The sequence below is a fragment of the Nonomuraea sp. CX421 genome (genome assembly GCF_059358955.1).
The window spans coordinates 624750-639880 of record NZ_JCADBK010000001.1; the positions used below are offsets into that span (position 1 = coordinate 624750).

The following is a 15131-nucleotide window of genomic DNA, read 5'->3' on the forward strand; positions in this document are numbered from 1 at the left end:
ATCACGGTCGCGGAAACGCCCGCCGCGGCCGGCCGGGACTTCCCGGCCGGCCGCGGTGACATCACCGCTCTGGAAACTCACAACCCACCGAGGTGGGCCACCACTTCGTCGAGGCCGACCACATCGGCGTACTTCGCGTCGAGGTCGAAGAGCGCCTGCTCGTGCGGCCGCGCGTCACGGTCGCCGACCGCCTCGCGCACCACGATGGGAATGTAGCCGTGCTGGCACGCGTCGAGCGACGTCGCCCGCACGCACCCGCTCGTCGACAGCCCGATGACGATCACGCTGTCACGCCCCGACGCGGCCAGGATCGACGACAGCGACGTGCCGAAGAACGCGCTGGCGAACTGCTTGTCGATGACCAGCTCACCCTCGCGCGGCGTGAGCTGCGGGACGATGGCCCCCAGGTGGGAGTGGCCCTCGAACTGCTTGAGCGCTCGCGCCTTCTTGTAGAACAGCCCGCCGTCGGCGCCGCCCGGCTGGTAGACCACCCGGGTGAAGATGATCGGGATGCCGGCCTTCCGCGCGGCGGCCAGCACCTGGGCGCCCGCTTCGACGGCGCTCTCCACCCCGGCGTACAGGTCGCAGCCCGGAGTGACGTACGCGTTGACGAAGTCCACCACGACCAGCGCGGGGCGCGAGCCGAAACCCAGCCGCTGCGCGAAGCCGTGCGCCGTGTAGTCCTCGCCCAGATCCTCGTAGGCCGCGGTCATGGCGCCGTCAGCCCCTCGGGGAGCGCGCCGAAGTCGAAGCGGCCGTCCGTGGCGCGCTCGGCCCGCAGCTTCTCGCGCAGCGCGGCCGTCGCCTCCGGGTCGCCCACGACGACGCCGTAGTCACGCTCGGCCGACTCCGCCGAGACGAGCCGTCGCCGCACGTCGGTCGTGACGGCGGCCTCGGGCCGGTCGAGGGCGTCGCCCCAGCCGCCGGAGCCCGCCGTGCGGAACACCAGCCGGTCACCCGGGCTCACCGGCACGTTGTCGACCTTGGAGGGCAGGTGTTCGACCTCGCCGCCGGCCCGGATCACCGACTTCTCCGAGACGCCGCCCGCCCGGCCGCCGCCGATGCCCCACGGCTGGTGCGTGGCCCGGTCGTCGTTGACGGTCACCTTGCCGTGCGCGTGGAACAGGTACTCCTTCTCGATGCCCGTGCCGCCCCGGTGCAGGCCGGGGCCGCCCGAGTCGATGACCGGCTCGTAGCGCAGGATGGTCAGCGGGTAGTTGGTCTCCAGGTATTCGGCCGGCGTGCTCTTGAACTCCGGCCACCAGGAGTGCCCGTCGAGACCGTCTCCCACCGGCCGGCCCGGCAGGCCGCCGAACAGCAACTCGGTCATCTGGAAGTACTCGCCGTCGGCGGTGTGGCCCGAGAAGACGAAGTAGGGGCTGGTGCCGTAGCCGGCCGCCATCGACAGCTCGGGGGCGTTCTGCCCCAGCGCGCCCGACTGGCAGTCGAAGAACCGCGTGTGCACGTTGAGCCGGTTGGACAGCGGCGACGGGAAATCGGGGTTGAGCAGGGAGCCGGGCGGCAGCGTCGTCTCGAAGACGTCGTTGTAGCCCTCGTTGAACAGGATGGTCTTGTCGAACGCCATGATCAGGTAGACGCCGAAGAACATCTTGCAGAGGCTCTCATGGATGTGGAAGTTGATCGAGCCGGGCGCCTGCGGGTCGGTGCCGGTCCAGTCGAAGAACGCCTTGTCGCCTTCGCGCCACACCGTCAGCTGCAGCTTGAACGGGCCGTTGCCGAGCCCGTCGTCGTCGACCCAGTCCCAGAAGGTGGTCCGCTCCTCGGGGATGTACCTGCGGATCAGCTTGATCATCGCCTGCTTGGTGCGCTCCAGGAGCGCGTCGCAGGCCGCGAGGTAGGTGTCGCGGCCGTACCTCTCGCAGATCTCGATCACTCGGTGCTCGGCGCGCTTGCAGCCCGCGATGAGCCCGAGGATGTCCGCCCGGACGACGTCCGGGGTGCGGGTGTTGTTCAGGATCAGGTTGAACAGCTGGTCGTTCATCTGGCCGCGGTCGTGGATCTTGACCGGCGGGATGCGCAGGCCCTCGTCCCAGATCGACTCGGCATCGGCCGACTGGGTGCCGGCCGTCCGGCCGCCGATGTCCAGGACGTGACCGAACTGGCTGGAGTAGCCGACCAGGGCGCCGTCGAAGAAGATCGGGACGATCACCAGGATGTCGTTGGTGTGGCTGATCGACCCCTTGCACAGGTAGGGGTCGTTCAGGATGATCACGTCGCCCGGGTGCACGTCGCCGCCGAACCGCCCGATCACCTCGGGGATGTACGAGCCGAACTGGCCGACGATCATCCGGCCCTCGCTGTCGGCGATCATCGGGAACTCGTCGTGCTGCTCGCGGATCGACGACGACATCGCCGAGCGCCGGAGGACCTCGTCCATCTCGGCGCGCACGTTCTTGAGCGCGTTCTCGATCAGTTCCAGGGTCACTGGATCAATCGTGCCGATCATGGTCAGGCCTCCCTGATGAGCAGGTTGCGCCAGGCGTCCACCTCGGCGAGGTAGCCCGGAAGAATGACGGTGGTCGAGTCGAACTGCTGCACGAGCGCCTTGCCGGAGATCACCATGCCCGGCTCCAGCTTCGCGCGATCGTAGATCGGGATCTCGATCTCCTCGCCGTCGTGCCAGCTGTTCGACGTGCCGGTGATGGCCGCGCTCGCGTCACGGTCGCCGCCCTCCCGCGCCTCGACGGCGTGCTTGCTGGTCACGCCGATGGCCCGGGTGCCGACGTTGACCAGCTCGATCTGCGTCGGCAGCTCGAAGCCGTAGAGCCGCCGGTGCTCGTCGGTGAACCTCTCGGTCAGCCGGTCGAGCGTGAGCGTCCGGGCCTCCTCCTCGGTGAACTCCACCGAGATCTCGTAGCCCTGGCGCAGGTAGCGCATGTCGAACAGGTGGATCAGCCGCACGTCGGACTCGTCCACGCCCTCCGACCGCAGCCACTCGCGACCGCGCGCCGCCTGCGAGCGGGTGACCTCCGCCAGGCCGCTGACCGCCTCGTCGCCCAGCTTGTGGTGGAAGGACTGGACGAACTCGTTGCGGACGTCGGCGACGATGAAGCCGAGGGCCGACAGCACGCCCGGCTCGGGCGGCACGATGACCGGGAAGCTGCCGAGCTCCGCGGCGATCGCGTTGGCGTGCAGCCCGCCGGCCCCGCCGAAGGACATGAGCGCGAAGTCCGCCGGGTCGAGGCCCTTCTGCACCGTGACGACGCGCAGCGCGCCGAGCATGTTGCCGTTGACGATGTCCACGATGGCCTGCGCCGCCTCGTGCACGCCGACGCCCAGCTCGGTCGCGACGGTCTGGACGGCGGCGTGGGCCGCCTCGACGTCCAGCTTCATCGCGCCGCCGAGCAGCTCGGCCGGCAGGTGGCCGAGCACGACGTTGGCGTCGGACACCGTGGGCAGCGTGCCGCCGCGCGAGTAGCAGGCCGGGCCGGGCTGCGCGCCGGCGCTCTCCGGGCCGACGCGCAGGCCGCCGGTGATCTCCGAGACGTTCGCGATGCTGCCGCCGCCCGCGCCGATCGTCTCAACGTCCACCGAGGGGACCCGGATCGGGAAGCTGCCCACCTTGCTCTCGCGGGAGACCGCGGCCGCGCCGTTCATGCAGACGGCCACGTCGGTCGAGGTGCCGCCCATGTCGAGGGTCAGGACCCGGTCGAACCCGGCTCGGCCACCGATGTGGGCGGCGCCGTTGACGCCACCGGACGGGCCGGACAGCACGGTGTGGACCGGATACTCCTGGGCGGCCCGGCCGGACATGAGACCGGCGTCGGAGCGTACGACCTGGAGGGGGGCGGAGACGCCGGCGCTCGCCAGCCGCTCCTCGAGCCGGGACAGGTAGCGGCGCATGGCGGGGCCGAGGTAGGAGTTCATCACGGTGGTGACCGTGCGCTCGTACTCGCGGAACTCGGCGCTGACCTCGGAGGAGACCGAGATGGGGAGGTCGGCGCCGCGTGCCCGGCAGCGCTCCAGGGCGATCTCGCGGACCGCGAGCTCGTGGGTGGGGTCGCCGTGCGCGTTGAGCAGGCAGATCGTGATCGCCTCGACGTCCTCGTCCAGGATCGCGTCGACGGCGCGGCGCGCCGACTCCGGGTCGAGGGCGATGATGACCTCACCGGACGGGCTGATCCGCTCGGTGACCTCCTGGATCCGCTCGAACGGCACCATCGGCTCAGGAGGCTGGTAGTCGAAGAAGCCGAACAGCGGTCCGGGGGTCCACGAGTTGCCCAGGTGGAGGATGTTGCGCCAGCCCGCCGTCACCAGCAGCCCGACCCGCGCGCCCTTGCCCTCCAGCACGGCGTTGGTCGCGACGGTGGTGCCGTGCAGCACGGCGTCGAGCTCCTGCGGCTGGATCCCGGCCAGCTCGCACACCTGACGGATCCCGGTGGCCACGCCTTCGGACTGCTCGACGGTCGAAGGAGTCTTGCCCAGCCAGAATCGGCCCGTATCCGAATCCTGCAGGTAGATGTCGGTGAAGGTGCCACCGACGTCTATTCCGATTCGCATGCTCATAGAGTTCCTTCGCTTTCTGGTTCAGACGTCTCCTGAGCGTTGAGACGACGGACGTCGGTGAAGTGGCCCGCGACGGCGGCGGCGGCCGCCATCGCCGGGGAGACGAGGTGGGTACGGCTCTTCGGGCCCTGGCGGCCCTCGAAGTTGCGGTTGGAGGTCGAGGCGCACCGCTCTCCGGGAGCGACCACGTCCTCGCTCATCGACAGGCACATCGAGCAGCCGGCGTCACGCCACTCGAACCCGGCGGCGCGGAAGACCCCGTCCAGCCCCTCGCGCTCGGCCTGGGCCTTGACCTGGGTGGACCCGGGCACCACCATGGCCCGGACGTGCGCGGCCAGGGTCCGGCCACGCAGCACGGCGGCGGCCGACCGCAGGTCCTCGATCCGCGCGTTCGTGCACGATCCGATGAACACCCGGTCGACGGCGATCTCCTCGATGGGGGTGCCGGGGCTGATGCCCTGATACTCAAGGGCGCGGGCGGTGGCCTCGGGATCGTCGGTGTCACGCGGGTGCGGCACGTGCCCGGTCACGGGCGCGCTCATCGCCGGGTTCGTCCCCCATGTCACCGTGGGCACCACGTCGCCGGCGTCCATGCTCAGGGACGCGTCATAGCGGGCGCCCGGGTCGCCGCGCAGCCGCGACCAGTGGGCCGCGGCCAGGTCCCACGCCTGTCCGCCAGGCGCCCGGCGGCGTCCCCGCAGATAGGCGAGGGTGACCTGGTCGGGCGGGATGAGCGCCGCCCTGGCGCCGGCCTCGATGCTCATGTTGCACAACGTCATCCGGGCTTCCATGGACAGCGCCGCGACGGCCGCACCTCGGTACTCGATGACGTGGCCGGCGCCACCGCCGGTGCCGAGCCGCCGGATGACGGTCAGCGCCAGGTCCTTGGCCGTGGTGCCCACAGGCAGCCGGCCGCCGACCTCGATCAGCATCGTCCTGGGCTTGCGCTGCGGCAGGCACTGCGTGGCCAGGACGTGGGCCACCTCGCTCGTCCCGATGCCGAAGGCCAGCGCGCCGAACGCGCCGTGGGTCGAGGTGTGGCTGTCGCCGCACACGATCACCATGCCCGGTTGGCTCAGCCCGAGCTCCGGCCCGATGACGTGCACGATGCCCTGGTACGCCGAGCCGAGCGGGAGCAGCGGCACCCCGAACTCCTCGCAGTTCCGGGCGAGCCGCTCGATCTGTGTCCGCGCGACGACGTCCTTGACGCCGAACCGGCGGCCTCTCGTCGGGACGCTGTGGTCCTGGGTGGCGATCGTCAGGTCGGGGCGCCTGACCGCGCGCCCCGCCGCGCGCAGTTCGTCGAAGGCCTGGGGGCTGGACACCTCCTGGACGAGGTGCAGGTCGATGTAGAGCAGGTCGGGCGCGTCCGGTGAGTCCCCCGGCACCACCACGTGCTCGTCCCAGATCTTGTCGAGGAGAGTGCGCGGACCGCGGGGCGAGCTCACGTCGTGACGCCCCGCGCCGGCGCACCGACCCCACCCTCGGCGGTGGTCATCGCGCCTCGAACTCGGCGATTCTCTCGGACCACTCCGCCAGGCCCATGGTGGTGCCGAGGTCGATGGAGCTCCAACCGTGCTGGGAGGCCCGGTCGTGCCCGTCCTCGGCCAGGTGCCGGAGGGCCTCCTGCATGGCCACGGCCGCCGGCCCGAGGGCGGCGATGGGGTAGATGGCCAGGGCGAATCCGAGCTCGGTCAGCTCCTGGTGGGTCAGCACCGGGGTGACGCTGTTGGAGATCATGTTCGCCACCTTGGGCGCCTGGACCCTGGTGCCGATGGCCTCGAAGTCCTCGACGCTCAACGGGGCCTCGACGAAGAGCAGGTCGGCCCCGGCGTCGGCGTATCTGTTGGCCCGGGAGATCGCCTCGTCCAGCCCGAGCGGGCCGCGGGCGTCGGTGCGGGCGGCGATCACGAAGTCGGGGTCGGACCGGGCGGAGAGGGCGGCCTTCAGCAGGCGCTCGAACTCCTCCGCCGGCACCACCCGCTTGCCGGGAAAGTGGCCGCAGCGCTTGGGGAAGCTCTGGTCCTCCAGATGCAGGCCGGCGACGCCGGCAGCCTCGTAGAGCTCGACCGTGCGCATGACCGAACCGATGCTGCCGTAGCCGGTGTCGGCGTCGCAGAAGAGCGGCATCGAGGTGGAGGCGGCCAGCCGGCCGACGTGGTCGGCGATGTCCGCGAGGCCCATCATCCCCAGGTCGGGAAGGCCCAGCATCGACGCGGCCGCGCCGGCGCCGGTCGCGTAGCCCACGTCGAATCCGGCCTGCTCGACCAGCCGGGTGGAGATCCCGTCGAACACCCCTGGAGCCACGGTCACGGCGTCCTGCGCCAGCAGCCTTCTGAACCGAGCCCTCTTGGACTCAGGCCGGCCCGATGCCGCACCGATCTCCATCCAAACCTCCGCTTAATAACACTGATGTATTGCTCAGACGAGCAGCGCGGCGCACCATGGGCTGCGCTGGGCGAGGCTGGACGCGCCTCGGCGGGAGAATCCTCTAGGCGCTGAGGCTAGTCGGCCACCTGCGACGGTGTCAACGATCCTGTAGATACAGCAGACATATCGGCTGGAGCAGCGATGATGCTGGCCATCTGCCGTTTGACGTCGGTCTTCGCGGTGCTTCGGGCGCTGGTGCGGCGAGATTGAGGCAAGCATCAGATCTATGCCGTACGAGCTCCGGACAGGCGCCGTCCGGAGCTCGGGCGCGAATCCTCCGATGCCGACCCCCAAGGTCGCTCCGACCCTTGACGCGTTCGCTCACACGATGCTGTACTAAATACATCAGACTGTTCCTCACTGAGGAACCTTCACTCGATCTCACGGGATCCCCGAACGAGCCGGGCGCAAGGTCGTCAGCGTCGATCTCCGATGGCCGGCCGGGCCCGTCGAATCACGGGACAGCCCTTCCACCATCACGACCGCCGGCAGGAGTTCATGTATGAGACCGCACGTGGAGTTGATCGACAGCGCCGATCTGATCTGGCACCCCGTGGAGTTGCCCCACAGTGAGAGCCAGCTCGGCAAGGTCCTCCAGCGCAACCTTTCCTACGACGAGGAGAACGGCGCCGCCTCCACCCGCGTCATCTTCGAGGAGGCCTGGGAGCGTCCGGCCGGCTACCACCACGCCGACACCGAGTGGTACGTCCTCGAGGGCGAGGTCCTGGTGGGCGACCAGGTGCTCCGCAAGGGCGGTTACTTCCGCGCGCCGGCCGGCCTCGCGGTGCCCCGCATGGCCGCCAAGGCCGGCACCGAGGCGCTCATCTTCCGTGAGTACGGTGACTTCGGCTTCTCCCGCTCGGAGAAGAACCGCACGAAGTACGTCCCGCAGGGCGGCAACACCGCCACCGACAAGCCCGGCTTCCTCACCTGCGTGCAGGAGAAGGACATCGCCTGGCAGCGCAACATATACGAGGGCGACAGCCAGCGGTTCCTGCACGTCAAGTTCCTCTACCGCGACCCCTCGCCCGAGGACGACCACACCAAGGGCTTCGTGTCGCTGATCTCGTACGCCCCGCCGAACTGGACCGACCACAAGGTGGCGCACCACCCGGTCTTCGAGGAGGCGTACACGATCTACGGCGACATGGACTACAACTACGGTCACATCACGCCCGGCACCTACTTCTTCCGTCCGGCCAAGGTCAAGCACGGCGCGTTCCACGCGGGCCCGGACAAGGGCACCATGTGGTTCTTCCGCCTCGACGGCGACCTGGTCAACTGGGTCACGGAGCACCCCGAGGTCAAGGTGCACGGAGTGCCGAAGAACTACGACCCCGACAACCCGGCGCAGCGTCCCGAGATCGCGGGCCTGCCGGTGCGCTCCCGTTCGATCGGCCCCTGGGACGGCGCGGGCCGCTAGCAGGGCGCCTCACATGGGCGCCGAACCCGGCCCCCAGGACACGGAAAGCGAGGTCACATCCATGACGACCAGTGAAGAGTACGAGTACTACAGCTTCTGCCCGCAGTGCGAAGAGCACAGCGGCTTCAACGGCGAGGTCATCGAGTCCAAGGACGGGAGCGCCGGAGCCGAGGGCCTCTGCCCGCGCTGCGGCACCTACATCACGCAGATCCTGCGCATCCCGACCCCGGGCCCGAAGCCCGTCTACTGACCGCCTGGCCAGGTCGGATCTCATCTACCGGCAATCCGGCCTGGCCCGGCTCGGTCCTGGACCCCTGCCTGCCGCACGCGGCGGCAGCGGCACACCGACGGAGAAGTATGAACCGCTTTCACACCCCCGCACCCCCGCCCTCACGCTCACGGGCGCAACCGCGCACGTTGACGGCGCCCTGCCAGGCACGTCCGGCCCGCCAGGCACGTCCGGATCGGGGGCCCGCCCATGGAGGCCAGTGAGTTCGTCCACTACTCCCTGCTGCAGTCGTCGCTGCTCTGGGTGCACATCGTGCTCTTCGTCCTCTGGCTGGGCGCGGACATGGGCGTCTATCTCGCCCATCTGCAGATCATCAACCGCAAGCTGTCCACCGAGGCCCGCTTCACCGCGGCCGGGATCATGCGGGTGATCGACTTCTTCCCCCGTGTCAGCATGACGCTCTTCCTCGCGAGCGGCGTGAGCCTGATGGCGCTCAACCCGCTCGGTGAGCCCTTCCGCGGCTGGCCGCTCGTCACGATCCTGCTCCTGTGCCTGCTGTGGGCGGGTGTCACGATCTACCTGTTCCGCCGCAGCGGCCGGCCGCCGACGAGCCCCGACCGGCTCGGGCACTTCCTCGAACGCGCCGACTTCATCGGCAAGGCCGTCGTCGCGCTGGCCATCGCGGCCATCGCGATCTACGTCATGGTGGCGCCGGCACCGTTCGGCGCCACGAGCAATCCGACGTGGCTCGGCGCCAAGGTCCTGCTGTACGCGATCGCGGTCGGCAGCGCCGTCGGGATGGAACGGGTGTTGCTCCCGTTCGGCCAGGCCTTCACCAAGCTCGCCGAGTCGGGCTCGTCTCCGGAGGTCGAGCGGCAGCTCGGCAAGACGCTGCGCGGCGCCCGGCCCTACGCGTACACGATCTGGATCTGCGTCGCCCTCGCGGCGTTCCTCGGCCTGTGGAAGCCCGGCAGCACCTTCGGCCTGTAGCGAGCACAGGACTCTGAGAATGGGACGGACATGGCCAGTTCGCAAGGGAACGGCGGTGGTCCCGCGAAGCCGAAACTGCCGGTCAACCGGCTGCGTCCGGCTTACCAGCAGGTCGCCGACCAGATCGAGGAGCTGATCCTCGACGGCCGGCTCTCCTCGGGAGATCGCCTTCCGTCGGAGACCGACCTTTGCGGAAACTTCGGGGTGAGCCGGAGCACGGTCCGCGAGGCACTGCGCGTGCTCGCCTCGCAGGGGTTCGTGAAGACCGTCCGGGGCACCGCCGGGGGCACCTTCGTCTCGCGGATCGAGCCGGCCCAGATCAGCGACTACCTGGAGACCGGCATCGGCCTGATGTCCGGCTCGGCCGCGCTGCGGCTGGCCGACATCCTCGAAGGCCGCGAACTGCTGGAGGTCCCTGCCACCGCCCTGGCCGCGCGCCGGCGTGAGCAGCGGCACCTCGACGCGCTGCGCGACGCCGTCGAGCGCGAGAAGCACAGCCGTGGCCGCAGCGTGAAGTTCCGCGAGCACCGGCACTTCCACGGCATCATCATCGAGGCGAGCGGCAACGGCCTGCTCGCGATGATGACCGAGCCGGTGTTCCGGGTGCTCCAGACCCGTTTCCTCAACACCGACGCCCCGCCCGAGTTCTGGGCGAGGGTCGACCAGGAGCACGAGGTCATCATCGGCCACGTCGAGGCCGGCGACGCCGAGGGCGCCGGCGACGCCATGCGGGCCCACCTGAGCCGCATCCGCGACGCCTACCACGAGGAGTTGTCAGCTTCTCGGCCGTGAACGACCGAGCTTGCAGTTCCTCGCCGTCGATGGCTTCGACGGTCTGGTCCGCGTCAGGCAGCGTGACTCACTGCCCAGCCCGTCTCACCGCGTGAGGCGATGTTCCGGGCTGCGTTGACGTCGGCATGCTCAGCGAAGCCGCACGACGTACAGGCGAAGGTTTCCTGGTCGGGCCGGTTGTTCTTGGCCACGTGCCCGCAGGCCGAGCACTGCTGGCTGGTGTAGGACGGGTCGACGTGGATGACGGCGACCCCGGCCCGGGCCGCCTTGTAGGAGATGAAGCTCCCGAGTTGGTGGAAGCTCCACGCATGCAGCGTGACCCGCTGGGGCTTGCGAAGCCGTACCCGGTCGCGGATGCCTTGGAGGTCTTCCAAGGCGATCCCTTGTCCGGTGCGTTCTGCCTCGGTCACGATCTGCTTGGCGATGACATGATTGGTGTTGGCGGCGAACCGCGCCTCGGCCCGGCGCCGCTTTTTCAGCAGCCGCTTGGCCGATTTGGTGCCCTTGGCCTGCAACCGGCGTCGCAGCTCGCGCCGCCGGTGGCGGACCGCGTTCAGTCTCTTGCCGCAATGCCGGGTGCCGGTGCTGGTAGTGGCGATGTTGGCGATGCCCAGGTCCACGCCCAGGAAGCCGTCCGGCAGACTCACCGGCCGGTCGGGAAGGTCGCAGGTCGCGATCAGGAACCACACGCCGTCCCGGCAGACCAGGTCGGACTCGCCCTTCCGGTAGGCCGACAGGGTCTTGAGCTGCTCGGCGGAGGCAGTGAACGTCAGGTCTTTCAGCCTCCCGGCAACCGTCCAGATCGACACCGTCCGCGCGTCGATCTGCCAGGACAAACATCGGTCATCGAAGGGCTGAGCGGCGTCGGGCCGAAAGGCGATCGGCTTGGATTCGACTTTGAGGCGTCGCACTGAGCCCGGCTTGCCCAGGTTCCCGGCCCGCAGGTTGGCGTGCAGGACGGCGTAGGCGTCGGCGACCTTTTTGATGACGTGCTGAGCGGCCTGGGCGGCCAGCCTGTAGTGGTCTTTGATGCTCGTGTAGGCGTGCTTGCGCAGGTCGTAGTTGCGGAAGACCCGCTGATCGTAGGCCAGCGTAGAGACCTGGCAGGCGGCTGCGTTGACAGCGCGCAGGGTCGCCTCCAGCGCCGCCGCCTGCTCGGGCGTCGGCAGGAGTCGCACCTGCACCACCACCTTCACATCGAACACACTAACATTTGGCCTATGTCACCGCGATGGGAACCCAATCCCGATATCCGGCGTGGGCGCACCGTCGTCTACGCCCTGCATGCCCATTTGGTCTTCACACCCAAATATCGGCGTGGAGTGTTCACCGACGAACTTCTGCGCCGCTGTGAAGAAATCATGATCGAGGTATGCGACAGCTTCGGCGCCGAACTGGTCGAGTTCAACGGCGAGCACGACCATGTCCACTTGCTGGTTCACTACCCGCCCAAGGTCGCGCTCTCCACCTTGGTCAACTCTCTCAAAGGCGTCTCGGCCCGGCTGCTGCGGAAGGAGTACGGCGCTCATGTCCGCCGCTATCTCTGGGGCGGCCACTTCTGGTCGCCCAGCTACTTCGCCGCCTCCTGCGGAGGCGCACCCCTGTCGATCATCAAGGAGTACATCGAGAATCAGAAGCGACCAGGCTGAGCCGCTCACGCGAAGCCAGCCGTCACGGCACCGCTCGGGCCTGAGGGCCCTCCCGCGCTGTCGTTTCCTCCCGGGTGTAAACGCCCGGGGTTCCACGCCAGATCCTGCTGAATCTCCGGGCGCGTGGAGCGGAGATTCACGCGCCTTGGCACACCCCTTCCAGATGCGGTCATGACCTGTTCGCCGTCTGTTCACTTTCTCCCGTTTGTATCTAGTTGCACCGCAACCAGAGCTCACTACGGAGAAGGAACGCATACCGTGACCAGTGGACAGCGCCGCCTCAGCGCGGTGGCGACGGCCGCCGTCGTTGTGGCCCTTTCCGCCGCATGCGGCGGCACCAACACCACGCCGCCCGCCGGGGAGGGCACCACTGCCGCCACCCAGGCCGCGGGCGCCGAGCTGACCGGGCAGGTCAAGATCGACGGCTCCAGCACCGTCGCGCCCCTGACCAGCGCCGCCGCGGAGTTCTTCGCCGAGGAGCAGCCCAAGATCAACGTCACGGTGGGCACCTCCGGCACCGGCGGCGGTTTCGAGAAGTTCTGCAACGGCGAGACCGACGTCGCCGACGCCTCCCGTCCGATCAAGGACGAGGAGAAGGCCGCGTGCGACGCCAAGGGCATCAAGCACAGCCAGCTGTCCGTCGCGACCGACGCGCTCACCGTGGTGGTGAACAAGGAGAACACCTGGGCGACCTGCCTCACCACCGACCAGCTCAAGAAGATGTGGGAGCCGGCGGCCGAGGGCAAGGTGACCACCTGGAAGCAGATCGACGCCAAGTTCCCCGACGAGCCGCTGAAGCTGTTCGGTCCGGGCACCGACTCGGGCACCTTCGACTACTTCACCGACGAGATCAACGGTGAGGAGGGCGCGAGCCGCAAGGACTACAGCCCCAGCGAGGACGACAACATCACCGTCCAGGGGGTGACGGGCTCCAAGGGCGGCCTGGGCTACTTCGGCTTCACCTACTTCGAGGAGAACGCCGACAAGCTGAAGGCCGTGGAGATCGACTCCGGCGAGGGCTGCGTCGCCCCGAGCGTCGAGACCGCGCAGAACGGCACCTACGCCCCGCTGTCCCGGGCGCTGTTCGTCTACCCGTCGGCCACGGCGGCGAAGCGACCCGAGGTCGCCGCCTTCCTCGACTTCTTCGTCGCCAACATCAACAAGATCGCGACGGACGCCCGATTCGTCCCGCTGAACGCCGAGCAGGAGGCCAAGCTCAAGACCGACTTCGCCGCGCTCAAGACGCAGGCGGGCTGAATGGCTCCCCGCCAGTCGGCGACCGCGCCGGGGACACCCATGTCCCTGGCGCGGTCGCGCCCGCGTCACGGCGAGCAGGTCATCAAGGCGATCCTGCTGGTGGCCGCCCTGGTCTCCGTCGCCACGACCATCGGTATCGTGGTGTCGCTGCTGGAACCCACGATCAGGTTCTTCGGCCAGATCAGCGCGGTGGAGTTCTTCACCTCCACCCAGTGGGGGCCGCTGTTCGAGCCTCCGCACTACGGCGTGCTGCCGCTGGTCAGCGCGACCTTCATCACGACCGGCATCGCGATCGTGGTGGCCGTGCCGCTCGGCCTGGGCGCCGCCGTCTACCTGTCGGAGTACGCCAGGCCGCGGGTCAGGAAGATCTGCAAGCCGGTCCTCGAAGTGCTGGCGGGCATCCCGACCGTGGTCTTCGGCTTCTTCGCGCTGAGCTTCGTCACGCCGCTGCTGCGCGGCATCCTGCCGTTCGAGATCGAGATCTTCAACGCGCTGTGCGCCGGCCTGGTCGTCGGCTTCATGATCATCCCGATCGTCGCCTCGCTCTCCGAGGACGCGATGACGGCGGTGCCGAGCGGGCTGCGGGAGGGTTCGTACGCGCTGGGCGCCTCCAGGATGATCACCTCACTCCGCGTGGTGCTCCCGGCGGCCTTCTCCGGCATCGTCGCGGCCGTCATCCTGGCGATCTCGCGGGGCGCGGGCGAGACGATGATCGTCTACATCGCCGGCGGCGGCCAGCCCAACTTCACCCTCGACCTCGGCAAGGCGATGCAGACCATGGCCGCGTTCATCGCCCAGGCGGGCTCGGGCGACGTGCCCATCGGCACCGTCGACTACAACACCATCTTCGCGGTCGGCTCACTGCTCTTCGTGATGACGTTCGCGATGAACTACGTCAGCGCCCGTCTGGTGCGGAAGTACCGTGAGGTGTACGAGTGATGGCCGTTCTCTCGACGCCGCGCTCGGCCGTCCAGCTGGCGAGCAAGGGGCAGCCGCTCAGGGAGCACCTGTTCCGCATCGCCCTGATCGCCAGCCTGGCGATCGCGTTCGTCTTCCTGCTCGCCCTGCTCTCCTACGTCCTCATCGAGGGCTGGCCGCGGCTCGACTCCCGCCTGTGGGAGAACATGCCGTCGGTCCGCAACCCGGACATCGCCGGAGCCCAGTCGGCCATCACCGGCACCCTGTGGGTCATCTCGATCACCGCGCTCCTCACCCTGCCCACCGGCATCGCCGCGGCGATCTACCTGGAGGAGTACGCGGACAGGGACCGCTGGTGGAACCGGGTCATCGAGCTCAACATCCAGAACCTGGCGGCGATCCCGTCGATCGTCTACGGCATCCTGGGCCTCGGCATCATCGCCCGGACTTTCGGGCTCGGATTCAGCGTGATCACCGCGTCGATCACCCTCGGGCTGCTGGTGCTGCCCATCGTGATCATCGCCTCGCGTGAGGCGATCCGCGCGGTCCCGCCGTCCATCCGCGAGGGCTCGCTGGCCCTGGGCGCGACGCAGTGGCAGACGATCTCCCGGCAGGTGCTGCCCGCCTCGATCCCGGGCATCGCGACCGGCTCGATCCTGGCCCTGTCGCGGGCGATCGGCGAGGCCGCCCCGCTGCTCATGCTGGGCGCCGTGTCGTTCATCAGGTTCAACCCGGACGGGATCTTCGCCAGCTACACCGTGCTGCCGATCCAGATCTTCAACTGGATCTCCCAGTCGCGTGAGGGGTTCCACATCCTGGCCTCGGCGGCGATCGTGATCCTGCTGGTGATCCTGCTGCTGATGAACTCCGCCGCCATCTGGCTCCGTAACCGCTACCAGAAGCGCTGGTGAGGGAA

14 protein-coding genes are annotated in these 15131 nt (G+C 68.9%); 8 read left to right on the forward strand and 6 right to left on the reverse strand.

Translation table 11 applies throughout. From position 1 onward, the window contains the following. Window positions 1–77 precede the first annotated feature (77 nt). From AC5L3X_RS02925 to AC5L3X_RS02945, 5 genes are read right to left on the reverse strand one after another with little or no spacing between them, the layout of a single operon-like run. Complete coding sequence (locus AC5L3X_RS02925) at window positions 78–713, reverse strand: isochorismatase family protein (RefSeq protein ID WP_494854886.1); 636 nt, start codon at window positions 711–713, stop codon at window positions 78–80. Next, window positions 710–2446 carry a hydantoinase B/oxoprolinase family protein gene (locus AC5L3X_RS02930; protein WP_494854888.1) on the reverse strand — a complete coding sequence of 579 codons (1737 nt, stop codon included), beginning with the start codon at window positions 2444–2446 and terminating at the stop codon, window positions 710–712. The genes AC5L3X_RS02925 and AC5L3X_RS02930 overlap by 4 nt, the downstream gene beginning before the upstream one ends. 23 nt (window positions 2447–2469) lie before the next feature. Beyond that, window positions 2470–4521 (reverse strand): hydantoinase/oxoprolinase family protein, encoded by a 2052-nt coding sequence (locus AC5L3X_RS02935; RefSeq protein WP_494854889.1) that lies wholly within the window; start codon window positions 4519–4521, stop codon window positions 2470–2472. A gap of 2 nt (window positions 4522–4523) precedes the next feature. Beyond that, window positions 4524–5975: a 3-isopropylmalate dehydratase large subunit gene (gene leuC / locus AC5L3X_RS02940; RefSeq protein WP_494854891.1), complete on the reverse strand. Its 1452-nt coding sequence runs from the start codon at window positions 5973–5975 to the stop codon at window positions 4524–4526. A 46-nt stretch (window positions 5976–6021) separates the two neighbouring features. Then, window positions 6022–6915 carry an isocitrate lyase/PEP mutase family protein gene (locus AC5L3X_RS02945; RefSeq protein ID WP_494854893.1) on the reverse strand — a complete coding sequence of 298 codons (894 nt, stop codon included), beginning with the start codon at window positions 6913–6915 and terminating at the stop codon, window positions 6022–6024. Between the two features lie 544 nt (window positions 6916–7459). On the opposite strand from AC5L3X_RS02945, the gene AC5L3X_RS02950 reads away from it, so the two are divergent. The 4 genes from AC5L3X_RS02950 to AC5L3X_RS02965 all read left to right on the forward strand — a co-directional run bounded on the left by AC5L3X_RS02950 (window position 7460) and on the right by AC5L3X_RS02965 (window position 10391). Next, window positions 7460–8380, forward strand: coding sequence for a DUF4437 domain-containing protein (locus AC5L3X_RS02950; protein WP_494854894.1), 921 nt, complete (start codon window positions 7460–7462; stop codon window positions 8378–8380). Between the two features lie 61 nt (window positions 8381–8441). After that, window positions 8442–8630 (forward strand): hypothetical protein, encoded by a 189-nt coding sequence (locus tag AC5L3X_RS02955; protein ID WP_358469055.1) that lies wholly within the window; start codon window positions 8442–8444, stop codon window positions 8628–8630. 228 nt (window positions 8631–8858) lie between these two features. Beyond that, entirely contained in the window at window positions 8859–9599 is a 741-nt protein-coding gene (locus AC5L3X_RS02960) for a hypothetical protein (RefSeq protein WP_494854895.1), read from the forward strand. Between the two features lie 30 nt (window positions 9600–9629). Then, window positions 9630–10391 (forward strand): FadR/GntR family transcriptional regulator, encoded by a 762-nt coding sequence (locus AC5L3X_RS02965; RefSeq protein WP_494854896.1) that lies wholly within the window; start codon window positions 9630–9632, stop codon window positions 10389–10391. 53 nt (window positions 10392–10444) lie between these two features. On the opposite strand, the gene AC5L3X_RS02970 is transcribed toward AC5L3X_RS02965, so the two are convergent. Further along, window positions 10445–11587, reverse strand: coding sequence for an RNA-guided endonuclease InsQ/TnpB family protein (locus tag AC5L3X_RS02970; RefSeq protein ID WP_494854897.1), 1143 nt, complete (start codon window positions 11585–11587; stop codon window positions 10445–10447). Between the two features lie 24 nt (window positions 11588–11611). Between AC5L3X_RS02970 and tnpA the strand changes: the two genes are divergently transcribed. From tnpA to pstA, 4 genes are all read left to right on the forward strand, one after another. Next, a complete protein-coding gene (gene tnpA / locus AC5L3X_RS02975) occupies window positions 11612–12040 on the forward strand; it encodes an IS200/IS605 family transposase (protein ID WP_494854898.1) in 429 nt (142 codons plus the stop codon). 258 nt (window positions 12041–12298) lie between these two features. Further along, window positions 12299–13297, forward strand: a complete 999-nt coding sequence (locus AC5L3X_RS02980; RefSeq protein ID WP_494854899.1) for a PstS family phosphate ABC transporter substrate-binding protein — start codon at window positions 12299–12301, stop codon at window positions 13295–13297. 39 nt (window positions 13298–13336) lie between these two features. Beyond that, window positions 13337–14236, forward strand: coding sequence for a phosphate ABC transporter permease subunit PstC (pstC, locus tag AC5L3X_RS02985; RefSeq protein ID WP_494854900.1), 900 nt, complete (start codon window positions 13337–13339; stop codon window positions 14234–14236). After that, on the forward strand, window positions 14236–15126 hold the full coding sequence (gene pstA, locus AC5L3X_RS02990) for a phosphate ABC transporter permease PstA (protein ID WP_494854901.1): 891 nt from the start codon (window positions 14236–14238) through the stop codon (window positions 15124–15126). Before pstC ends, pstA begins: the two co-directional genes overlap by 1 nt. Window positions 15127–15131 lie beyond the last annotated feature (5 nt).